26 protein-coding genes are annotated in these 19,272 nt (G+C 67.8%); 11 read left to right on the top strand and 15 right to left on the bottom strand.

All coding sequences use genetic code 11. The annotated features are described in order from the left end of the window. Window positions 1–82 precede the first annotated feature (82 nt). Together WD430_RS14635 and WD430_RS14630 are read left to right on the top strand one after the other, a co-directional pair. Window positions 83–2,221, top strand: a complete 2,139-nt coding sequence (locus tag WD430_RS14635) for a hydrogenase iron-sulfur subunit (RefSeq protein WP_339103167.1) — start codon at window positions 83–85, stop codon at window positions 2,219–2,221. A 32-nt stretch (window positions 2,222–2,253) separates the two neighbouring features. Continuing rightward, on the top strand, window positions 2,254–2,886 hold the full coding sequence (locus WD430_RS14630) for a molecular chaperone TorD family protein (RefSeq protein WP_339103166.1): 633 nt from the start codon (window positions 2,254–2,256) through the stop codon (window positions 2,884–2,886). Window positions 2,887–2,926: 40 nt separating this feature from the next. On the opposite strand, the gene WD430_RS14625 is transcribed toward WD430_RS14630, so the two are convergent. Then, window positions 2,927–3,271 (bottom strand): hypothetical protein, encoded by a 345-nt coding sequence (locus WD430_RS14625; RefSeq protein WP_339103165.1) that lies wholly within the window; start codon window positions 3,269–3,271, stop codon window positions 2,927–2,929. Window positions 3,272–3,498: 227 nt separating this feature from the next. Here WD430_RS14625 and WD430_RS14620 point away from each other — a divergent pair, with 227 nt between their 5' ends. After that, window positions 3,499–3,693, top strand: a complete 195-nt coding sequence (locus WD430_RS14620) for a hypothetical protein (protein ID WP_339103164.1) — start codon at window positions 3,499–3,501, stop codon at window positions 3,691–3,693. A gap of 46 nt (window positions 3,694–3,739) precedes the next feature. On the opposite strand, the gene WD430_RS14615 is transcribed toward WD430_RS14620, so the two are convergent. The 5 genes from WD430_RS14615 to WD430_RS14595 form a co-directional block, all read right to left on the bottom strand. Then, window positions 3,740–3,907, bottom strand: coding sequence for a hypothetical protein (locus tag WD430_RS14615; RefSeq protein WP_339103163.1), 168 nt, complete (start codon window positions 3,905–3,907; stop codon window positions 3,740–3,742). A gap of 102 nt (window positions 3,908–4,009) precedes the next feature. Further along, the gene (locus tag WD430_RS14610; RefSeq protein WP_339103162.1) at window positions 4,010–4,369 is read right to left on the bottom strand and encodes a hypothetical protein; all 360 of its coding nucleotides are present in this window, start codon (window positions 4,367–4,369) and stop codon (window positions 4,010–4,012) included. A 1-nt stretch (window position 4,370) separates the two neighbouring features. After that, window positions 4,371–4,628, bottom strand: coding sequence for a hypothetical protein (locus WD430_RS14605; RefSeq protein ID WP_339103161.1), 258 nt, complete (start codon window positions 4,626–4,628; stop codon window positions 4,371–4,373). A gap of 129 nt (window positions 4,629–4,757) precedes the next feature. Continuing rightward, window positions 4,758–5,582: a hypothetical protein gene (locus tag WD430_RS14600; RefSeq protein WP_339103160.1), complete on the bottom strand. Its 825-nt coding sequence runs from the start codon at window positions 5,580–5,582 to the stop codon at window positions 4,758–4,760. Continuing rightward, complete coding sequence (locus WD430_RS14595) at window positions 5,575–7,404, bottom strand: aldehyde ferredoxin oxidoreductase C-terminal domain-containing protein (protein WP_339103159.1); 1,830 nt, start codon at window positions 7,402–7,404, stop codon at window positions 5,575–5,577. The genes WD430_RS14600 and WD430_RS14595 overlap by 8 nt, the downstream gene beginning before the upstream one ends. Window positions 7,405–7,623: 219 nt before the next feature. Between WD430_RS14595 and WD430_RS14590 the strand changes: the two genes are divergently transcribed. The 4 genes from WD430_RS14590 to WD430_RS14575 all read left to right on the top strand — a co-directional run bounded on the left by WD430_RS14590 (window position 7,624) and on the right by WD430_RS14575 (window position 11,141). Continuing rightward, complete coding sequence (locus WD430_RS14590; protein ID WP_339103158.1) at window positions 7,624–8,022, top strand: hypothetical protein; 399 nt, start codon at window positions 7,624–7,626, stop codon at window positions 8,020–8,022. Window positions 8,023–8,101: 79 nt separating this feature from the next. Continuing rightward, window positions 8,102–9,163 (top strand): zinc-dependent alcohol dehydrogenase family protein, encoded by a 1,062-nt coding sequence (locus WD430_RS14585; protein WP_339103157.1) that lies wholly within the window; start codon window positions 8,102–8,104, stop codon window positions 9,161–9,163. Between the two features lie 435 nt (window positions 9,164–9,598). Continuing rightward, a complete protein-coding gene (locus WD430_RS14580; protein WP_339103156.1) occupies window positions 9,599–10,615 on the top strand; it encodes a Gfo/Idh/MocA family oxidoreductase in 1,017 nt (338 codons plus the stop codon). 310 nt (window positions 10,616–10,925) lie between these two features. Continuing rightward, a complete protein-coding gene (locus tag WD430_RS14575) occupies window positions 10,926–11,141 on the top strand; it encodes a hypothetical protein (RefSeq protein WP_339103155.1) in 216 nt (71 codons plus the stop codon). An 83-nt stretch (window positions 11,142–11,224) separates the two neighbouring features. Here WD430_RS14575 and gvpM read toward each other — a convergent pair whose 3' ends face one another. From gvpM to WD430_RS14530, 9 genes are read right to left on the bottom strand one after another with little or no spacing between them, the layout of a single operon-like run. Then, window positions 11,225–11,650 carry a gas vesicle protein GvpM gene (gene gvpM / locus WD430_RS14570; RefSeq protein ID WP_339103154.1) on the bottom strand — a complete coding sequence of 142 codons (426 nt, stop codon included), beginning with the start codon at window positions 11,648–11,650 and terminating at the stop codon, window positions 11,225–11,227. Next, the gene (gene gvpL / locus WD430_RS14565) at window positions 11,647–12,597 is read right to left on the bottom strand and encodes a gas vesicle protein GvpL (protein WP_339103153.1); all 951 of its coding nucleotides are present in this window, start codon (window positions 12,595–12,597) and stop codon (window positions 11,647–11,649) included. Before gvpL ends, gvpM begins: the two co-directional genes overlap by 4 nt. Then, the gene (locus WD430_RS14560; protein WP_339103151.1) at window positions 12,594–12,938 is read right to left on the bottom strand and encodes a gas vesicle protein K; all 345 of its coding nucleotides are present in this window, start codon (window positions 12,936–12,938) and stop codon (window positions 12,594–12,596) included. The genes gvpL and WD430_RS14560 overlap by 4 nt, the downstream gene beginning before the upstream one ends. After that, window positions 12,935–13,525, bottom strand: a complete 591-nt coding sequence (gene gvpJ, locus WD430_RS14555; RefSeq protein WP_339103150.1) for a gas vesicle protein GvpJ — start codon at window positions 13,523–13,525, stop codon at window positions 12,935–12,937. Before gvpJ ends, WD430_RS14560 begins: the two co-directional genes overlap by 4 nt. After that, complete coding sequence (locus WD430_RS14550; protein WP_339103149.1) at window positions 13,515–13,679, bottom strand: hypothetical protein; 165 nt, start codon at window positions 13,677–13,679, stop codon at window positions 13,515–13,517. Before WD430_RS14550 ends, gvpJ begins: the two co-directional genes overlap by 11 nt. After that, window positions 13,672–14,724 carry a hypothetical protein gene (locus tag WD430_RS14545; RefSeq protein ID WP_339103148.1) on the bottom strand — a complete coding sequence of 351 codons (1,053 nt, stop codon included), beginning with the start codon at window positions 14,722–14,724 and terminating at the stop codon, window positions 13,672–13,674. Before WD430_RS14545 ends, WD430_RS14550 begins: the two co-directional genes overlap by 8 nt. Beyond that, window positions 14,717–15,406 carry an Hsp20/alpha crystallin family protein gene (locus tag WD430_RS14540; RefSeq protein ID WP_339103147.1) on the bottom strand — a complete coding sequence of 230 codons (690 nt, stop codon included), beginning with the start codon at window positions 15,404–15,406 and terminating at the stop codon, window positions 14,717–14,719. Before WD430_RS14540 ends, WD430_RS14545 begins: the two co-directional genes overlap by 8 nt. Further along, window positions 15,406–15,660 (bottom strand): gas vesicle protein GvpF, encoded by a 255-nt coding sequence (gvpF, locus tag WD430_RS14535; protein ID WP_339103146.1) that lies wholly within the window; start codon window positions 15,658–15,660, stop codon window positions 15,406–15,408. Before gvpF ends, WD430_RS14540 begins: the two co-directional genes overlap by 1 nt. A 2-nt stretch (window positions 15,661–15,662) precedes the next feature. Continuing rightward, window positions 15,663–16,286, bottom strand: coding sequence for a GvpL/GvpF family gas vesicle protein (locus WD430_RS14530; protein ID WP_339103145.1), 624 nt, complete (start codon window positions 16,284–16,286; stop codon window positions 15,663–15,665). 334 nt (window positions 16,287–16,620) lie between these two features. Between WD430_RS14530 and gvpA the strand changes: the two genes are divergently transcribed. The 4 genes from gvpA (at window position 16,621) to WD430_RS14510 (ending at window position 19,080) form a co-directional block, all read left to right on the top strand. Beyond that, window positions 16,621–16,911, top strand: coding sequence for a gas vesicle protein GvpA (gvpA, locus tag WD430_RS14525; protein WP_008894730.1), 291 nt, complete (start codon window positions 16,621–16,623; stop codon window positions 16,909–16,911). Window positions 16,912–16,917: 6 nt separating this feature from the next. Continuing rightward, window positions 16,918–17,973 (top strand): gas vesicle protein GvpN, encoded by a 1,056-nt coding sequence (gvpN, locus tag WD430_RS14520; RefSeq protein WP_339103144.1) that lies wholly within the window; start codon window positions 16,918–16,920, stop codon window positions 17,971–17,973. 81 nt (window positions 17,974–18,054) lie between these two features. Then, window positions 18,055–18,618, top strand: coding sequence for a gas vesicle protein GvpO, halophile-type (gene gvpO / locus WD430_RS14515; RefSeq protein WP_339103143.1), 564 nt, complete (start codon window positions 18,055–18,057; stop codon window positions 18,616–18,618). Between the two features lie 123 nt (window positions 18,619–18,741). Further along, window positions 18,742–19,080, top strand: a complete 339-nt coding sequence (locus WD430_RS14510) for a CHY zinc finger protein (RefSeq protein ID WP_339103142.1) — start codon at window positions 18,742–18,744, stop codon at window positions 19,078–19,080. Window positions 19,081–19,272 lie beyond the last annotated feature (192 nt).

Here is a 19,272-nt window from a genome sequence, read left to right as displayed (position 1 = left end):
ATTCGTTTATTCCGCCAGGACGTGGGAAGTTCGCGCTTACTCGGCGCAACGTTCATATCGTGGCATGGGATAGCACGACGGGATGAAGGTCGGGAGTTTCGTTTGTTCCTGTGCCGACACGTGTGACATCGACCTCGAGGCGGTCAGGGAGGGGATCGAGGGCGTCGACGTCGCGGCGAGTTCGCGGCTGCTCTGCGAGGACGGCCTCCCCGCGATGGAGCAGGTGATCGACGAGTACGACCTCGATCAGGTGATCGTCACCTGTCCCGAGCGGCGAGTCCAGCGGAAACTCGAGCGCGTCGCCGAACAACAGGGGGTCCACCCCGACGCCGTCTCGTTCGTCGACCAGCGCGAGGGCGCGGGCTGGGTCCACGACGAGGCCGGCGCGACGGCCAAGACCGCCCGCGTGGTCAACGCCCGGCAGGCCGGCCTCGAGGCCGAATCCCCGTCCCGAACGCTCACGCGGGACGCCGGCCGCACCGTCGCGGTCGTCGCCGATCCCGACACCGCGGCCGCGCTCGCCGACGACGCCGACGTGACGCTGATCGCCGACGGGAACGAGTACGTCGACGCGGCGGCCGAGCTCGACGACGTGACCGTCGAACGCGGCCGCGTCGTCGACATCGAGGGCCGGTTCGGCGAGTTCGAGGTCCGCCTCGAGTCCCGCGTTACGGAAGACTGCATCTCCTGCATGAAGTGCGTCCACGAGGGCCCCGACGGCGCGGTCACGCGCTACCCCGTCGACATCGATCCCGACGCGCCCGAGGGCGCGTGGACCGACGTCTGTCCCACCGACGCCATCGAGATGGACGGGACGCAGCGGACGCTCGAGTTCGACCAGATCGTCTACCCCGCGGCGAGCCGGCGGACGCGGGGCGGCCGGATCGGCTTCTACACCGCGCCGATCGACGCGGCGACGATCTCCGCGGTGCGAAAGCACCTCGGCGGGATCGAGAAACCCGCCCACCTCGACCTCGAGATGGACGTCTGCGCGGCCGGCGACTCGAGCCAGCCGGGCTGCAACGAGTGCGTCGAGGCCTGCCCGCACGACGCGGTCGAGCGCGCGAGGATCGACGAGGTCGCGTTCCACGAGGCGGCCTGTCAGAACTGCGGGGCCTGTACCAGCGCCTGTCCGACGGGCGCGACGCGGCTGCGCGAGCCCTCGAACGAGCGCATCGCCCGCGAGGTCGAGGCCCTGCTGCGCCCGACCGACGAGGAGGGCGGCTGGCTCCTGAACCGGTCGGGGTCGGACGTCGAATCGCCGATCGTCGCGTTCGTCTGCTCCGAGGAGGCCGACGACGCGCTGGCGGAGTACGGCCGGCTGTCCGCTGCGGGCAAGGCCGAGGTCGAGTACCCGCCGATCCTCCCCGTCCGCGTCAACTGTACCGATACCGTCGGCGAGGCCCACGCGATGCACGCACTGGCCTGCGGCGCCGACGGCGTCGCGATCGTCGGCTGCGGCGGCGACTGCCTGCACTCGGGACCGGATCCGAAGGCCGATCTCGTCGACCGACTCAACCGGGCCAGCCGCGACCTCGAGCTCGGCGAGCGATTCGCGTTCTTCGCGCCCGAGCCCGACGAACCGGGCGCCTTCGTCGAGGCGATCTCGACCTTCGCCGTCGAACTCGAGCCCTCGCCGGTTCCGGCCGGCGAGCACGAGGCCACCGGTGAGATCGACCCCGGCCGCGAAAACCCGCCGTTCGACAGCCACGGCTGGACCCTCGAGAGCGTCCGGGCGATCCTCGAGCACGTCGACCCCGACCGAGAGGTCGTTCGCGGCCTGAAGGACTTCGGCCGAATGGAGGTCGACGAGGGCTGTACGCTCACGCCCACGTGCGCGAACCTCTGTCCGACCGACGCGATCCGCCGCGACGAGGAGACGGCGACCCTCGAGTTCAACCACGAACGCTGCGTCAACTGCGGGACCTGCGAGGAGGGGTGCGTCGAGGACGTCATTACGATGCGCGACGGCCTCGATCGCTCGCTGCTGCCGGAGAACCGCGACGACGCGGACGACCCCGCCTGGATCGCGGTCCACGACGGCGAGATGCGCGAGTGCAACAACTGCGGGAAGCCCTTCACGAGCGAGGGCTCCGCGCGGAAGATCCAGTCGGAGGTCGGCGACGCCGTCGCCGGCCTCGTGCCGGGTGCGCAGGGGAGCGTCTTCGAGTACTGCGGCGACTGTCGCGCGCAACTGCTCTACGACCGCGGCAACGGCTAATCGCGACTGACGATCACGATCGACCCACATTCATGAGCGTAAACCAACAGGCGCTATACGAAGCACGGCTCGAGCTGGTGAACTTCCTGATCGACGCGTTCGCGGACGTGCCGAGCGAGGCGTTCGTCGAGGCGATCCTCTCGGAGGACGTGCTGTTGCCCGATGAGGGCGCCGGCGAGGAACTAGACGAGGGGTTTTCGGCCCTCGAGGCGTTCATCGAGGAGAACCGAGAGCGAGACGTCGACGCCGTTCGAGACGACCTCGAGCGCGAGTTCACCCGACTGTTCGTCGGTCCGCGGCCGCCGATCCTCCCCCACGAGACCTACTACCGGGAGGACACGGACTTCCGCGGCGCGGGGCTGGCGAAAGTGGAGGCCAGTTACGGCGCGGCGGGCTGGTCGCCGCCCGAGGAGTATCCCGAGGAGAACGACTACGTCGCCGTCGAACTCGCCTTCCTCCGCTATCTGATCCGCCAACAGCGGGCGGGCTACGAGGAGACCGTCGGCTATCAGCGCGTCTTCCACGAGGAACACCTCTCCGAGTGGATTCCGTCGTTCGCCGCCGACGTCCGGGAGACCACCGACGAACGGTTCTACGAGGCCGTCGCCTCGATCCTCGAGGGAACCGTCGCGTTCGAGGAGGAGATCGCGATGAGCATGGCCTGAGTCCGCGACCGGCGCGGTAGTCGCGACCGTGACTCGCGCGTTAACCGCGGATCGCCGCCGCGGCGCTCTCGAACGCTTCCGACTCGAAGGTCGCGCCGTTGATGGCGACGAACGCGACCGCCAGGACCAGGGCGAGGGCGGCGAAGAGCAACGAGAGTCGGCGTCGGCGGTTCGGCGCGAGCCCCAGCCGATCAGCGACCGCATCGGCGGCGAACAGTCCCGAGAGTATCAGGGCGAGACCGATCGCGGCGATCCAGCCGCCACCCAGTACCGACGCCGGAACGAGGAGTAGCCCGTACCCGAACGCCATCGCTCCGATGAGAACGGACAGCGCGGCGACGACGCTGTTCGTTCCGCCCGACGTGAACGGAATATTCGAAGTCACGTATGGGTGAAAGATACCGACACCGATAATCGTTGCGTGTCGGGAGACGGTCTTCGCACAGTCGATCGAGATCCGGCTCTAGCAACCGTTAGCGTCGCATGTCAACGATCCCGTGGCGAATACAGAGCTGTGGCTCTGAGACAGGTCGCGGAGCCTGAGTGTCCGGATCGGCTCATACCAACTATGTGGGTGTTAGGATTAAGCGCGGTTCTCGCGTGGCTACTGCCGTGACTCGCATTCTCAACCCCCAAACGAACACCGCACACAAACCGCGCGACGACGGAAGCGCCCGCACGACGGCGTGCGGTTCGCTCGTGAGCGCGACTCACGACCGTACGCGCGTCGTCTCCGACGAAACGGTCCGAACGTCGGCCGCGATCGAGCGATGTGGGAGCTGTTTCGAGGACGTCACCGGCTACTGACGGGCCCTCGCGGATCGGGTCAACGGATCGATCGAAAAACGAGCAGTCACTCCGCTCTCTCTTCGTCCCGGAACCCCTCGAGGACCTCGTCGCTGAACGAGACGTCCCCGTCGACCTCGCCGTCGTTGATGCGGTGTGGCGCCTCGTGGTCCCACACCGCTCTACCGCACGAGCACTCGAGAGCCGGCGTCGGTTTCCAGTCGGTGTGCGTCATAGCTACGTGTTCACGAGCCACAGGATTATAGCTTTCCCGCGATTCGCGTACAGGTCGGCGTCCCTCGATGGCTGACTCCCAGCGTTCGAGCGGCGTCGCCGATCACCACGGGCGCGGATCGTCCGGATCCGCCGACTCCGTCTCCTCGCCCTCGAGGAACACCCGCGCGAACAGGTCGACGTGCATCGCGAGGACGTCCGCGGGCTCGAGCCCGTAGTCGTCGGCCTGCCGGTCGAGGAAGGCCGCGAGTTCGTCGCTGGGGCTGTGACGAATCTCGCCGTCCTCGACGGTGAACTCGACCTCGGTCGCGTCGGCGACGAGGTGTTCGATCTCGAGCAGCGCCTGTTCGGCCTTGGTCTCGAGGGCGTCGTCCTCGTCCATGAGGCGGTTGTCGCCCCAGTCGGTCGCCGCCGCCCGGAACCGGTCGCTGACGGGGACGGTGAGTCGATCGTCGCCGGTCATCTCACTGTGGCGGCCACTCCTCCGGTGCGGGGTCGGGTTCGCCGAGCGCGCCGAACGACGCGATCAACAGGCCGAGGAACGCGACGATGACGAGCAGCCCCATCAGGCCCCCGAGGCCGTGCTGGCCGACCCAGTTCCCGCCGACGATCGGCCCCATCTGATTGACGATCTGTGCGCCGATCACAACGGTCCAGCCGATGGCGAACAACAGCCCCGCCGTCACGAGCAGATTGTGTTCGATCGCGGTACGGATACCCATGTGACTTCTGACCACTCCCACGATAAAAATTCCCCGCGCCACCGGTTCGCGAGCCGAACTGTCGTCGGTACTGACCACTCGAGGACTGACCGTCTACTCGGGGTCTCGAGGCGACCGAGCGGGAACGACTCACTCGGAGTCCGCGAGTCTCCAGTCGGCCTTCTCGGCCGCCGTCTCGAGCGGGACGAACTCCCAGCCGGCCGCTTCGGCGATCGGTTCGTCCTCGCCCTCGAGCCCGACGACGACCATGCGGTCGGCGTAGAACATCGAGTTGCGGTCGATCTCGGCGAGGCGCTCGCCGGGGCCGGTCCCGGTGCCGTTGAAGAAGTCCACGTCGATCCCGCGGTCGCGCTGGAACTTCTGGATCGCGTGCGCGGGGACGTCGCCGACGATGCCGACCCAGTCGCTCCACCCGGCGGCGTCCGCGACGACCGCGGCCGGGTGCTCGAGTCGCCGCAGCGCGCCGTAGGTGATGGCCGTCGTCATCTCGTCGACGCCGCCACCGTGGGGGCCCGACGCCGGCTCGGCGGTATCGGCGGCGTTCGACGCGTCCGACGGCTCCGAACCCATCGGTCGCATCGACTCGGTCCCGCCGTGGCTCGCTCCCGTCGTCGAATCCGTCGGTCCGCTTGAGGCTCCGTTACTCGACTGAGATCCCTCGGTGGGAATCCCGACGGGCGTGCTCTCGTCCGTCCTGGGGACGTGGGGCGCCGGAGCGCGATCCGATTCGTTCGTCTCCGCACCCGCTTTCGCGGTACCCGCGTCGTCGGTATCCGCCGGCGCGTTCGGCGACGAGGAGTCGGAGTCGTCTGCGGTTGCTGATCGCGAGTCAACGTCGTCCGCCGGTTCGGACGGTCCGTCGTCGCGCCACAGCCAGTCGCCGCGGTTCCCCGACTCCGCGTCGTCCTCGTCGGCGCCGGTCTCGAGGTCGTCGAGATCGATCCGGTCAGTCATCGTCGCTCACCTCCGCGGGAGGGTCCGGTTCGCTGCCGGACGGCGGACCGTCCCCTTCGGGAATCGGCGTCTCGTCGTCGACGACGTCCGCGAGACCGAGCCGTTCCACCGTCTCCCGGGTCGGTCGGCCCTCGTCGTCCCAGCCGCGATACCGGTAGTAGCGCTCGAGCAGCGCGTCGAATCGGTCGGGATCGAGACCGTCACCGCTCGCGTCGTCAGCGTCGTCCCGTGGCTCGAGCAGGGCGTCGGGCAGGGCGTCGTCCTCGCGGGAGAAGCCCTCGCGGACGTTGAACAGGCGAATCAGGGTCCAGATCCGCTCGCCGACGGTCGCGAGGCCGGCGCGGTCGACGTCGTAGCCGACCGCGGCGAGCCACTCGGCGCCGAGGTCCTCGGAGAGGGCGTCCTCGAGGAAGTCGTCGGCGATCAGGCTCCAGAGGACGGCTCGCCGGTTTTGCTCGCCCGCGACGGCGGCGACGCGGGCGCGGTCGTCGGGCCACGCGCGGCCGACGGCTTCGGACTCGACGGGTCGGGCCCGCCGGTGGCAGGCGCCGCGGTCGCTGGTCGCGTAGGCCAGCGCCATCGTCTCGGCGCCGCGGGGGTCGTACGAGGAGTAGTCCATCCCCTTGACCGTCGGGATGAGGTCCGCGCCGCCGAACGCGGCGGCCGCGGCGTCGATCCCGTCGGCCAGCGCGTCGCCCAGCGGCGTCTCGCGGGTCGCGATCTCTCGGATCACGTCCCGCGCGGCGTCCTCGTCGCCGAAGGAGAGGTCGCGCTCGAGCAACCCCTCTTGACTCGCCCGGACCGCCCAGGCGACCGCGTTCCCGGCGGTGATGACGTCCAGCGCGAGCCGATCACAGATCGCGCCCAGCGTCGCGACGGCGTCGAAGTCGTCGATTCCGAGGCCGGCGCCGAGGACGATCGGCGCGGCGCCCCGCGGGACCGACTCCCCCTCGTCGGTGTCGACTCGGAAGCCGCCGGCGACGGCGTCGTCCTCGCGTTCGCGCTCGTGGGACCGTTCGCGGACCGCCTCGATGCCGAGGTCGTCGGCGCCGTCGAACCGCCGCTCCTGCCAGCCTCGCGTCGGGAGCACGCCGACCGCGTCCGCGACGTCGATGGTCTCGAGCGTTCCGCTGGCCGACTGCCAGCGCCCCTCCTCGCTGTCGGCGAAACGGCGTTCGTAGCGCTCGCGGAGGGCCTCGAGTCCGGTCGGCGGGTCGCCGCGGGCGACGACCGCCTTCAGGTTCTTCGATCCCATCACTGCGCCGGCGCCGCCCCGGCCGGCGTGGTGGTCCCCGCCGTCGGCGGCGATCGTCGCGTACTGGACTTTCCGCTCCCCCGCGGGGCCGATACAGGCGACCCCCGCGTCGGGAAACGCCGCGCAGGTCTCCGCGGCGTCCGCGCCCCGAAGCTCCGCGGCCGACTCGATCGTCGCCGTCCCGTCGTCGATCGAGAGGACGACCGGATCGTCGGCCCGGCCCGTGACGAGAACGGCGAGGTGGTCCTCGAGCGATCCCGCCAGCCGGCCGGCGAACTCGCCGCCGCTGTACGAATCGAGGAAGGTCCCCGTCAGCGGCGATTTCGTGATCGCCGCGTACCGCGGCTCGCCGGGGGTCAGCCCCGACACCGGGCCGGTCGCGAACGCCAGCACGTTCTCGGGCGACAGCGGGTCGGTCCCGGACTCGAGTTCCGCGTAGAGGTACCGCGCGCCGAGGCCCTTCCCGCCGACGTACCGCTCGAGCCACGCGTCCGGGATCGGCTCGCTCGCGACGGTTCGAGCGGTGAGATCGACCCGGAGGACGCGCGCCGGATGCTCCCGTGCCATCGTCACAACGTACGCGCGGACGGACTTCAATGCCGCCCCCGCAATAGGGGATATACTTGATCAATGCCGTTTTAGACGCGCTCTCGTCTCGAACGGTCGGCGACGAGGACCGGTATCGATCGATTACAGTTCGGGACATCTCACTAACTTGTCAAATTGTGGGTGACTGACGTCCTCGCCTGCGAAATTCCCTTGCGGGACGATACCGAACGACGACGTATGCGCATGGAACTCCGCGTCTGCAAACACTGCTACGAGGGGACCCACGGCAACGAGGGGAAGACCGCGATCACGCGCGATATGGTCGCCTGCGCCGAGCGCGTCCGGGAGTACAAGGACCTGATCGGGCTCGACTCGCTGTACATCGCGAAGGTCGAAGAAGGCGACGTCGGCGGCGCGGAGGCGCTACCGGCGATCGTCGCCCACATCGAGAACGATCAGGTGACGCTGGCGGACACGCAACTGGTGATGGAAGACGGGGACGGGAACCTGCTGGTCTACCCCGAACCGGAGGACGTTCTCGAGGTGCTGACGCGGAACATCGATCAGATCAGCGACCAGACGCGACAGGACGTCACCGTCGAACTCTCCTCGGAGAGCGCGGAACTGCTCGCCTGAGCCGCGATAAACCGCTTACACGTTTCCGTTCCAGTTATTCCTCATAAACTTTTGTGGTATCCGATGGAACTAGCGGCATATGCGAGCAGCCGTTATCGAAGAACACGGGGAGCCGCTGGCGATCGAGGACGTGTCGTATCCGGAGCCGCAGCCGGATCAAGTGGTCGTCGAGACGGAGGCCTGCGGGGTCTGTCGCAGCGACTGGCACGCCTGGCAGGGCGACTGGAGCTGGATCGGTGCGGGGGTCCCGGAAGGACAGATCCTCGGTCACGAGCCCGCGGGGGTCGTCTCCGAGGTCGGGTCGGACGTCGAGACCCTCGAGGTCGGCGATCGCGTCGCCGTCCCGTTCCACCTCGGCGATGGGAGCTGTCCCCACTGCCGCGAGGGCCGGGCGAACAACTGCGAGACGGTGATTCCGCTGGGGCTGTCGGAGTACTCCCAGGGAGCCTTCGCGGAGGCGTTCCCGGTCCGCGAAGCCGACTTCAACTGCGTCAAACTGCCCGAAACCGTCGAGTACGACGAGATGGCTGGGCTCGGCTGCCGCTTTATGACCGCCTACCACGCGCTGGCCGACCGCGCCGACCTCCGTCCCGGCGACTGGGTCGCCGTCCACGGCTGTGGCGGCGTCGGGCTATCGGCGATCCACATCGCGGACGCGCTGGGCGCGCATCCGATCGGAATCGACCTCGTGGACGACAAACTCGAGCGCGCCGAGGAGCTCGGCGCTCGCGAGACCGTCAACGTTACCGAGGTCGACAGCGCGGCCCGAGAGGTCCAGTCGATCACCGACGGCGGGGCCGACGTCTCCATCGACGCGCTGGGCGTCGCCGAGACCTGCACGAACTCGGTCAACAGCCTCGGTACGCGGGGGAGCCACGTCCAGGTCGGCCTGACGACCGGCGAGGAGGAGGGCCAGATCGAACTGCCCGTCGACGTCATGACGATGCAGGAGATCGACTTCCACGGCTCCTTCGGCATGCCGCTGGTCCGCTACGAGGAACTGTTCAAGCTGATCGCACAGGGCACGCTCGAGCCGAGCAAGATCATCGGGGAGCGGCTCTCGCTCGACGACCTGCCCGAGACGCTGGCGTCGATGGACGACTACGAGACCGTCGGCATCCCGGTCGTCACCGACTTCTGAGCGGTTCGGCCGAGCAGCGGTCCCGTCGGGACGGGAGCCGTTGCTGGTCGCGGTATCGGTTTCGGAAACCCGGGCGGGGGCGGGAGCCCGCCCTGGCGTGAGAGACATGAGCTAACTCGAAGCGGGGGCGAGTCCACTTCCGAGCATCCGGGCACGAACGCACGCAATCGACTGGTCAGCGCGTCGTCTCGGTTGAGCGCGTACCCGGCGGGGTCGTCTTCCCCGCAGCCGGAGCAATGCAAGTGTCACCCATTGTTATGCAGGCGCTTGGCCGACAGTAGTCTCCCCAAACCGTTGACAGGCGACGGCTAACCAGACGGTTACACACCGAAACGGTGACGAAATCGCCGCTCAGTGCCTCGGTTCGTCCGCGACACACTTCACGGGGCCCACGACGGGCGAAGATAATTGGGCCTGTCTCCCGTCTAGCGGTCCATGCACGAGGATGGCTTAGCGGAGCCGCTTCGGCTCGGAATCGTCGGGCTCGGATACATCGGAACGACCGTCGGCGGGCAGTTTCACCGACGCGGCGACGCGACCGTACAGGCGCTCTGCGATCTCGATACGGAGCGGCTCGCGGAGACCGGCACCGCGTTCGACGTCCCGGATTCCGAGCAGTACACCGACTACGCGGAGATGCTCGAGGACGCTCCGTTGGACGCCGTCCTCGTCGGTACGCCCCACACGCTCCACTACGAGCAGGTCGTCGCGGCCCTCGAGGCCGGCTGTCACGTCTACTGTGACAAACCGCTCACCACGGACCTCGAGCGCGCACGCGACCTCGCGGATCGAGCCGAGCGGTCCTCGGAGACGCTGATGGTCGGCTACCAGCGCCACCTCCAGACGGCGTTTCGGACCGCCAGAGAGCGATTCGACGACGCGACACCGAACTGGCTGACCGCGTCGATCACTCAGGACTGGATCGACGACTCGCGGGGGACTTGGCGGCTCGATCCCGACCTCTCGGGCGGCGGCTTCCTCTACGACACCGGGAGCCACGTCCTCGACGGCGTCCTCTGGACGACCGGCCTCGAGCCCGAGTCCGTCGCGGCGAGCATGGACTTTCACGACGACGACGAACGGGTCGATCGGCGCGCTCACCTCGACGTCCGGTTCGCTAACGGCGCCACGGGGACCTTCTCCTTCAACGGCGACGCCCCCTCGGTCCGCGAGCACGTCCACATCTGGGACGACGACGGCGCCGTCTACCTCGAGGGTCGCCAGTGGGGCTCGCGAACCGTCACCGAGATCGACGACGACGCGGGCGAGTACGACCCCTACATCGACGCCCGGGCCGAGCGGACTCGCGCCGAGGCCTTCCTCGAGAGCGTCCGGACCGACGGTGAACCGCCGGCGACGGCTCGGGACGCCCTCCGGGTGACCGCGCTGACGGAAGCAGCCTACGAGGCGGCCCGAACCGGGGACCGAATAGACGTGCCGACCGCGGAGTGAACCGGAACGCGGACCGATCACCGGACCGCCGGCTCGCCGGGTTTCGAAGTGACCGAATACCGCGATCGATCGGCGGGTAGAACGGGGTTTTCTGGTCACTAATCTCGCTATACCGCGTCGTGCAATCGTACCGCCGTCGGTCGATTATGCTGTTGTTACTGCTGAGAACGATCCGGTTTTCCGAGCGACGGTCGCGTCGCTCCGACCGCCGCCCGATCGGCTGTCAAACTGTAGGTAAGAAGCGCATAGATCGGTCCCACTTTCGGTTACAAGCCGGATAACTACAACCGGTCGTGGCCTTCGATCGGATATGATCACCTGCAGTAACTGCGAGACCGCCCAATTCCTGCAGATCACGCAGAGCCGCGTCTACTTCGAGGACGGGGAGATGATCAACGAGATCTCCGAGACCTACGAGTGTACGCTCTGCGGGGCTACCGGTCAGTACGTCTACGACGAAGACCGCGATACGGAGGACGTCTCCGGCGACGTCGAGCTCACCACGGAACGACCGAAGCACGCCTGACCTGGACGGCTATCCGTCGCCGATCACGTTCGGCTCGTCCACCGATTCGGCTCTCCGTTCTCGAACTCGGCTCTCGAGTGATCTCACTCGTCGTCCGCTCGGGAGCGTTCGGGATCGTCCCCCTCGGATCGCTCGTCGCTGTCCGGCCGAGAGCGCTCGTCGGTGCGTTCTCGAGGCGACTCGTCGCCGCGGTCGCGGGATCGCTCGCCCTCCGGCGTCGACCCGACCGTGATCCGCTCGAGTTCGTCCGGCGCCCGCTTCCGTTTTCGCTTCTTTTTCTTCTTGTGCTGACGGCGAGTGACCGACGTTTGGCGCCGTTCGACGTCCCACTCCTCGAAGAAGCCGTACTCGGTCATCGTCTCCATCCCGGCGATGGCGGCCGTGAGTTTGAGACCGACCAGCGGGATCCCCGCGACCGAGACGATGACGTCCGCACGGAGGACGGCGCCGTCCCTGAGCAGTACGTCGAGCACGTCGACGAGCGTCTCTTCGTCCTTTCGGGGTCTCATGGGTGTGGCTGGGTATCGGTCGATTCGTCGCCGCCCAGTTCCGGCGCGAACGTGTACGGCGGCCACGGCCCCGTGAACCGGACCTCGAAGCCGTCGTTTGCCGCCACGTCGTCGAGGATCGAGCCGATCGCCTCCTCCTCGTCCTCGTGGGCGAGCAGCGTCAGTCGACAGAGCGTTTCGCCGTCGCGTTGTTCGGCCTCGTCGGCGATGTCATCGGACAACGACGCCGTCGGCGACCGCTCGAGGCTGTGGACCTCCCGCGCGGCGTCCGCGAGTCGCTCCTGGAGATCGGCCGTGATCGACTCGCGGCGGGCCGCCCGCAGTTCGGTCAGGCGCTGCTCGAGTTTCTTCTCGAGCAGGAACGACGTCCCGGACCCGGAGTCGTCGATCTGATCGGCGAGCTCCCCCAGTCGGTCGTCGCGCTCGATCAGCGCGTCGTCGTCGATGGGATCGATCTCGGCGACCTCGACGCGGTACTCCCAGTGGCCCGCCAGTCCCGAGAGCGCGCGGTCGAGCGTATCGGACTCCTCGCGGAGCCACTCGCGGACGCCCTCGTCACCGCCCCGGAGGATCGTGTCGAACTGGAACGGGATCGGCGTGCCGAACTCCTGGGCGGCCTCGTCGACGATCGTCTGGTGGCGGACGAGCCAGCGGCGGACCTGCGTGAGGTCCGCTGAATCGTAGATGCCGTCGGTTTCGTGGACGACCGCGCCGATGCCGTCCGCGGCCACGATCGAGACGGGTTCGCCGTCGACGCCGGTCGCCTCGAACGCCGCGCCCTCGTCGGCCCGGACGATACAGTAGAGGTACCGCCCGTCGTCGATCTCGGGGATCGCGTCGTCGACGGCCTCCTCGAGGTCGTCGAAATCGTCGATCCCCTCGAGGTCGTCGATGCTTTCGGCGTCGGCGATGTCCTCGAGCCGTTCGTCGGACCGTTCGGAGCTCACTCCTCGTCACCTCCGAGCACGGAGTAGCCGGGTTTATTCATGGCTCGCGGTTCGCCGTGGAGCTGTTCGATCGCGTCGTTGACCAGTCCGTTCAGGTCGCCGCGCAGGTCGTCGACGCCGTCCTCGATCCCCTCGTCCTCTTTGAGTTGCTCGATCTCCGCCTCGATCGTCGCGAGCTGTTCGCCGAGCCGTTCGATCTCCTCGTCGGCGAGGTTCCCCGACTCCATGCGGCGCACCGCCTCGCGCTCTAAGGCGTCCATCAGGATCTCTACGACGGTGACGACGAGCGTGACCAGCCCCTGGCGCGCGTCCTCGCCGTCGCCGACGTCGATCTGGGTCATGCGTCTCCCTCCGTGTTCGTCGCTTCGGCTTCCTCGCCGTCGCCGCTCTCGGTCGATTCGGCGTCCCCGTCACCGTCGGATTCCGTCCCGTTCTCACCGTCATCGTCGGAATCGGAGTCGTCGCTGAGCAGATCGAACCCGCCGCGGGTCGGCCGGTCCGGGTCCGGTCGCGCGCCGAGGTGAGAGACCCCGCGGTCGGGCATCTCGTAGCTCTCCGCGCCGTCGTCGCTCGAGTCGCCGTTCGCCTCGTCCGACGCGTCACTCCCGTCTTCGGACTGCTCGTCGGCGGTGGCGTTGACGCCCCGCGTGGGATCGATCACCGGATTCGGTCGATCCATCTCGGCGATTTCCGGGTCGTCGACCGCCGCCGCGACCCGTCGCATGTCGGTGCCCTCGGGGAACTCGAGGCCGTACTTGGCCGCGGTCTCGAAGGAAGCGATGGCGGCCCGGAGCTGGACGCCGAGCAATTGCGTGTCGCCGATCGAGACGGCGATGTCGGCGTTGATGACGATCCCCTTGTCGAGCAGCATCTCGACGACCTCCGCGAGGTCGGCCTTCTGACGGCTCGGCTGGAAGTCATCGACCACGGCCGTCACCTCCGCCGTCGGGTGGCGTCGAATCGGTCACGTCCGCGGCCGTCGGCCCGGTCGGGTCCGTCGGCGGCGAGACGGTCGCCAGCCCGACGGCCGTCAGTACCTCGAGTCGCCGTCGAATCGCCGTTGGTAGCATAGTATCACTCATTGGTTTCCCTCCGCTGCTGTTGCTCCGAGGCGTCGTTCTCCGTCCCTCGCTGATTCGCCTGCTCGTCATTCGCCGCCCCTCGCTGATTCGCTCGCCCGTCATTCGCCGCTCCTCGCCTGTTCGCCTGCCCGCCGTTCTCCCGCCGTCGCTGTTTCTCCCGTTCGATCTCGAACCGGCGGCCGTAGATTCGCTTCCGGCTGGGCGCCGTCGAGAGCTTGACGTCCTGTGGCACCGTCGAGTAGCGGGCGCCGCTGCCGAGGTCGCGGCGCTCGGTCGGAATCGTCGCCGCCGCGGTCGGGTTCCGCGAGTTCGTGCTGGTGTCCTTGCGGCGCATCTTCTCCCGGTTCATCTCGTAGAGCTGCTCGAACTTCTCGTGGGTCTCGAGCAGCGCCGACCGGAACGCGTCGATTCCCTTCAGCGCCTGCTCCTGAATGGCGATCTGATAGGCCTCCGGATCCTCCGCGACGTTGATGTCGCCCAGCGCCTGCTTCGCGTCGCCGGCGTCCATCTCGATCAGGTCGTCGTCGTCGCCGCCGATCAGGCCGCCCTCGTCGTCACCGCCGCCGACGACGTCCGAAACCGCGTCCTCGACCATGCCGGCGTCCTCGCCGTCCCCGAGTTCGTCGACGGCGTCCTGGAGTTCGCGTTTCTCCTTCCAGATATCGGTGAGATCGGTGGCGTTCCAGGCGTTCAACAGGTTGATCGCCCGGAAGAGCTGCGTGAAATTCACGAGGTCGCTCGCGCCCTGTTCGTCGTCTGCCAGCACCTCGGGAATCTTCCCTATCTCGATCGCCTCGAGGAGGTCGTCGCCGTCGACGGCCTCGGGAAGTTCGCTGAGGTCGATCGCCTCGAGCAGTTCCTCGGTCTCTCGGACGACGGTGACGAGCGTCTCGACGTCGCCGACGATCGTCTCGAGCGCGCTGTCGTCGAGCTCTTCGACGTTCTCGACGCCGCCGAGATACTCATCGAGGTTCTCGAGGGAGTCCTCCGCCTCGTCGAGGAGGGCGTCGAAGGTCTCTCCGGCGTCGGCCGCGTCGTCACTCATCGTCGTCCTCCGTCTCGGGGTCCGAGTCCGTCGCCGTCTCGGTCTCCGTTTCCGACGACGTCTCGGACGCCTCGGGTTCCGGTTCCGTGTCCGACGCCGACGCTCCGTCCGCCCCGTCGTTCGAGGCCGGTTCGATCCGCACGGAGAGCACGCCGTTTTTGATCGTCGCCTCGGCCGTTCGCTCGCGCCACGGGACGTCGACCCGATCGATCTCGCGGTCCTCGACCCCGACGACGAGCGTCGCACCGTCGAATCCGACGGTGACGTCGTCCGGATCGGCGCCGGCCACGTCGGCGGTGACGAGCAGTTCGTCTTCGGCCTCCCGCGTCGTCACGTGGTGGTCGCTCGAGGGCGCGGTCGACGGCGACGATTCGGACGAGTCGCCGCGGTACCGGCGCGTCCGCGGTCGATTCCACTCGGAGTCCCGTCCGCGGTCGAACCGATCGCGATCGTCCGCGCCGCCGGCGAACGGACGTCGATCGCCCGCCGGTCGATCGGTGAGCGCGTCACCGGTCCGGATCGAGACGTCGTAGTCGATAGTCGTCCGATCGCCGCGGCGCTGGCCGGAGCGGGAGGCCTCGTCCAGCCACTCGAGGGCCGACAGCAGGCTGGTGAGCCAGTGGCCCTGGTCGTCGCTCGATTCGTCGCGTCGGTCCTCGGGTGTGTGGTCGTCTGGTGACATCAGCGTTTCACCTCTACGCGGCCGCTCGCGAGTCGCTCGTGGACGTCGCGGGCGATTTCGATCTCCTCCTCGAGTTCGTCCTTGCGGCGCCGGTACTCCTCCTCGGAGCGCTCGCCGAGTTCGTACAGCAACTGGTTCTCCTTGAGGTCGTCCTCGAGCGCCTCGATGTCGTACATCTCGCTCAGCGCCATCGTGTGCAGCGTGTCCACGATGCCGACGAACGGTCGGATCAGGAGGTCGTCGAGGATGAACATGGTTACTGTTGGGCTCCGATCTTGACGTCGACGAAGCTGTACGGCGCGAACGGCCCCGTGTAGCGGAACATGAGGTCGTCGTACTCCGCCTCGAGGTCGGCCACCGCCTCGTCGAACCGCTCGCGCTCGTCGCGGTCGACGAGGTACGACCGGTTGAGCACGAGCCGATCGCTGAACAGGTCGTTGGGGACCGATTGGGCGGCGATCGGCTCGAGCGCGTCCGCGACGGCTTCTTCGAGCGCGTCGGTATCGACGTCGGCGTCCTCCTCGCGGACGACCTTGAGGCCGAGTTCCTCCCGGCCCTCGATGTCGTTGATCGCGCGGCGGAACGCCGGTCTCGCGCCTCGAAGGACGTTCTTCAGTGCCCGATCGTTCTCGAAGGCCATCCCGAACTGCATCGGGACGATGGTGCGGCCGCCGTCGCGCTCCATGATCTCCCGGAGGACGTCGTCGTGTCGCTGGGCGTCCTCGTCGGTCTCCTCCGGATCGGTCGTGTCGATGTCGGAGACGACGGCGTTGAGCCGTCGGTGCGAGACCGTGTAGACGCGGTCGGCGCCGCCGACCGCGTCGGTCTCGAACTCGACGGGGTCGTCGTTCATCACGCCGTAGACGTATCGGTGGGTCATCGGTCGATCACCCCGGCGTCGAACGGCGGCGCTGCTCGTGCCCGCAAGCGCGGGCGCGATTCGTCCACGGCCTCGAGACGGATCGATCGGGATATCATGGGAACGGGGTCGACTACCCGGGGAGCGCCGCCGGAATCCGCCTCGCCGGCCCTCACCTGCGGGTACTCGAGGAACTCGTCACGTGAGATTCACCGCCGCGATGGGTCATCGTGGTGCTTGCAATCGCAGCCCGCGGCGACGGCACCGATCGGTCGCTCGAGCGATCGATCCGGAGACGGCGGCTTGCAGACGCAGCCCTTGTCGTGTTACGAACCCGTGCTGTACCATCGTCCGTATGGCAGCATCATCAGGTCGGAGACCCGACTCCTCGAGTCTCGCGGAGGTACTGGATCGCATCCTCGACAAGGGCGTCGTCATCGACGTCTGGGCGCGGATCTCGGTCGTTGGGATCGAACTCCTGACGATCGAGGCCCGCGTCGTCGTCGCCTCCGTGGACACCTTCCTGCACTACGCGGAGGAGATCGCGAAAATTGAGCAAGCGACGGCGGAGGGCGACCTCGAGGAGCTGGAGGAGCTCGAGGTCGAACCGCGTCCGGAATCGTCACCCGAATCCGCCACCCAATAACCCTCCATGGCCGACGATTCGTCGCGCAAGCGCAAGGTCAGAGGTCGGAAGATTACGAGCGACCGCTCCGAGAAGCAGGGACGGCGTGCGAAGAAGAAACTCGCCCGGCAGTCGTCGAACGGGACGTCGTCGTCGAGCGCGCAGAGCGGGGACGGTCCCCTCTCGGCTCCCGAAGACGTCGCTCCCGAACCGTTCATCGAGACCGACGCCGTCGCCTCGCTGCGAAGCCGGATCACCGGCTGGCTCGAGGCGGAGAAGCCGGTCCACCTGATCGGCCCGACGGGCTGTGGGAAGACGGCGCTTGCGCTGTCGGCCGCCGCCGAGCGCGGCCGACCGGTCGTGTGGATCAACGGCGACGAGTCCGTCGACACGGCCGCGCTCGTCGGTGCGAACGCCGGCGGAGAACGGTACAAGGAGACCGACCAGTTCGTCGGCGGCGTCAGCAAGAAGACCGAGGTCGTCCGCGAACGGTGGGTCGACAACCCGCTCTCGGTGGCCGTCCGGGAGGGCGCGACGCTCGTCTACAACGAGTTCTCGCGTAGCGACCCCTCGGCGCACAACGTCTTGCTCTCGGTGTTCGAGGAGGGCGTCCTCGAGCGACCGGGCAAGCGCGGCGAGGATCGGACGATCGACGTCCACCCCGAGTTCCGGGCGATCTTCACCTCGAACGACGTCGAGTACGCCGGCGTTCACCGACAGCAGGACGCGCTGCTCGACCGCTTCGTCGGCGTCCACATCGACTACTACGACGAGGAGACCGAGCGCGAGATCGTCAAGTCTCACGTCGATCTCTCCGAGGAAGACGTCGAGGCGATCGTCGCGAAGACGCGAGCGCTGCGGGACGAACTCGACCTCGTCGTCGGCACGCGGGCGGCGATCACGGCCGCGAAGGGGCTGGCGGTCTTCGACGGCCAGCGAAACGGAGACGGCGACGGCGAGGTCGGCGAGTTCGACGACGAGTTGCTGACCGACGTCTTCATGGACGTCCTCGCGCCGAAGATCGCCGGCGAGGGGCCAGAGGACGTCTCGCAGCTCCGGACGCAGATCGCCGAGTCGGTCTGACTCGGCGCCGGCCGCTGAGAACGAATCACGGTACCTAGACTAGACACGGACGAATACACGCGACAGGTTCAGCACACGCCAATGGCCGAAGCCGATACCCAGCAATCAGCGGAGCAAGCGCAGGACCAGTGTCGGGCGCTGACCGAGGACGGCGAGCGCTGTTCGCGGCCGGCCCAGGAGGACGGCTTCTGCTATCAGCACGACGAGAGTGATCCAACCGTGAGTGACAGTCAAGCAGTCGAAGACGAACAGGACGAAGCGGCACAGGACGACGAACGGCAGTCGCAGGCCCAGAGCCAGGAACTGGGTGCGGTCGACATGACCGGCGAGGAGAAGACCGATCCCGAGGAAGTAGACGCCGACGTCGACACCGATCACGACGAGATCGCGGGCGTCCTCGCGGTTCGCCGGACCGTCCAGTCGACCGCCGGCGAACTCATCGGCCGGGAGTTCGACGCCGTCAGCGAGATCTCGCCGACCGACGACGGCTGGCGCGCGGTCGTCGAAGTCGTCGAGCGGCGGGCCGTCCCCGACACGCAGGACATCGTCGGTCGCTACGAGATCGAACTCGACGAGAACGCGACCGTCCACGGCTACCGTCGTCTCGACCGCTACCGGCGCGGCGATACGACGTCGTTCGAGTGAGGGATCACCGCCGAAGCCGTCCGATACCGGCCCGGTTCGTCGGGCACCGAGAGCCACCGCTGTCGCGAACCTGTCGGTCGAAACCTCGAAGTCCCGTCCGCTCGTCGGTTCGACCGACGATCCGTGTCTGACCCATCCGTTCGCGGCGTCGACGTCGGTTCCGAGACCCGGTGTGACCACTACCACACCGATCGCGACGTCGTCGCCTTCAAATTCGCCTGCTGCGAGCGCTACTATCCCTGTTACCGCTGTCACGAGGAGACGACGGACCACGACGCCGTTCCGTGGCCGCGCGATCGCTTCGACGACCCGTCGGTGCTGTGTGGCGTCTGCGAGACGGAACTGACCGTTCCAGTGTACCTCGAGGCCGACTACCGGTGTCCGTCCTGTGACGCGGCATTCAATCCGGGCTGTAGTGCGCACGCCGATCGCTATTTCGAGACGACCGACGCCATCGAGTGACTCCCGGTACGGACGGTCTACGGGACGATCGCCGCTGCTACGATCGCCGAGACCGGTAGCTCGACCCGCTCTCGCGGGCTCGACTCGAGTATTCCACGGGACCCCGATCGCGATCGTCTCGGTGGTCCGGGGAGCGAGGTGACGAACTGTTCGGGAACGACGTCGTCGAGCGGCCTGGAATTGTCGGGGGAC

The organism is Haloterrigena sp. KLK7 (genome assembly GCF_037914945.1).
In the GTDB taxonomy this organism is placed as follows: Archaea; Halobacteriota; Halobacteria; order Halobacteriales; family Natrialbaceae; genus Haloterrigena; species Haloterrigena salinisoli.
Note: the sequence above shows the minus strand (reverse complement) of the source record. Positions and strands in the feature narration are given on the sequence as shown.

Bases quoted from the DNA above. Each gene is read 5' to 3' on its own strand.
- gvpO (WP_339103143.1), top strand. From the start codon at position 18,055: ATGGCCGAAGCCGATACCCAGCAATCAGCGGAGCAAGCGCAGGACCAG.
- gvpM (WP_339103154.1), bottom strand. From the start codon at position 11,650: ATGAGACCCCGAAAGGACGAAGAGACGCTCGTCGACGTGCTCGACGTA.
- WD430_RS14595 (WP_339103159.1), bottom strand. From the start codon at position 7,404: ATGGCACGGGAGCATCCGGCGCGCGTCCTCCGGGTCGATCTCACCGCT.
- WD430_RS14580 (WP_339103156.1), top strand. From the start codon at position 9,599: ATGCACGAGGATGGCTTAGCGGAGCCGCTTCGGCTCGGAATCGTCGGG.
- WD430_RS14585 (WP_339103157.1), top strand. From the start codon at position 8,102: ATGCGAGCAGCCGTTATCGAAGAACACGGGGAGCCGCTGGCGATCGAG.
- WD430_RS14560 (WP_339103151.1), bottom strand. From the start codon at position 12,938: ATGACCCAGATCGACGTCGGCGACGGCGAGGACGCGCGCCAGGGGCTG.
- WD430_RS14550 (WP_339103149.1), bottom strand. From the start codon at position 13,679: ATGAGTGATACTATGCTACCAACGGCGATTCGACGGCGACTCGAGGTA.
- WD430_RS14540 (WP_339103147.1), bottom strand. From the start codon at position 15,406: ATGTCACCAGACGACCACACACCCGAGGACCGACGCGACGAATCGAGC.
- WD430_RS14590 (WP_339103158.1), top strand. From the start codon at position 7,624: ATGCGCATGGAACTCCGCGTCTGCAAACACTGCTACGAGGGGACCCAC.
- WD430_RS14600 (WP_339103160.1), bottom strand. From the start codon at position 5,582: ATGACTGACCGGATCGATCTCGACGACCTCGAGACCGGCGCCGACGAG.
- gvpN (WP_339103144.1), top strand. From the start codon at position 16,918: ATGGCCGACGATTCGTCGCGCAAGCGCAAGGTCAGAGGTCGGAAGATT.
- WD430_RS14605 (WP_339103161.1), bottom strand. From the start codon at position 4,628: ATGGGTATCCGTACCGCGATCGAACACAATCTGCTCGTGACGGCGGGG.
- WD430_RS14610 (WP_339103162.1), bottom strand. From the start codon at position 4,369: ATGACCGGCGACGATCGACTCACCGTCCCCGTCAGCGACCGGTTCCGG.
- gvpA (WP_008894730.1), top strand. From the start codon at position 16,621: ATGGCAGCATCATCAGGTCGGAGACCCGACTCCTCGAGTCTCGCGGAG.
- gvpF (WP_339103146.1), bottom strand. From the start codon at position 15,660: ATGTTCATCCTCGACGACCTCCTGATCCGACCGTTCGTCGGCATCGTG.
- WD430_RS14615 (WP_339103163.1), bottom strand. From the start codon at position 3,907: ATGACGCACACCGACTGGAAACCGACGCCGGCTCTCGAGTGCTCGTGC.
- WD430_RS14575 (WP_339103155.1), top strand. From the start codon at position 10,926: ATGATCACCTGCAGTAACTGCGAGACCGCCCAATTCCTGCAGATCACG.
- WD430_RS14530 (WP_339103145.1), bottom strand. From the start codon at position 16,286: ATGACCCACCGATACGTCTACGGCGTGATGAACGACGACCCCGTCGAG.
- WD430_RS14630 (WP_339103166.1), top strand. From the start codon at position 2,254: ATGAGCGTAAACCAACAGGCGCTATACGAAGCACGGCTCGAGCTGGTG.
- WD430_RS14635 (WP_339103167.1), top strand. From the start codon at position 83: ATGAAGGTCGGGAGTTTCGTTTGTTCCTGTGCCGACACGTGTGACATC.
- WD430_RS14545 (WP_339103148.1), bottom strand. From the start codon at position 14,724: ATGAGTGACGACGCGGCCGACGCCGGAGAGACCTTCGACGCCCTCCTC.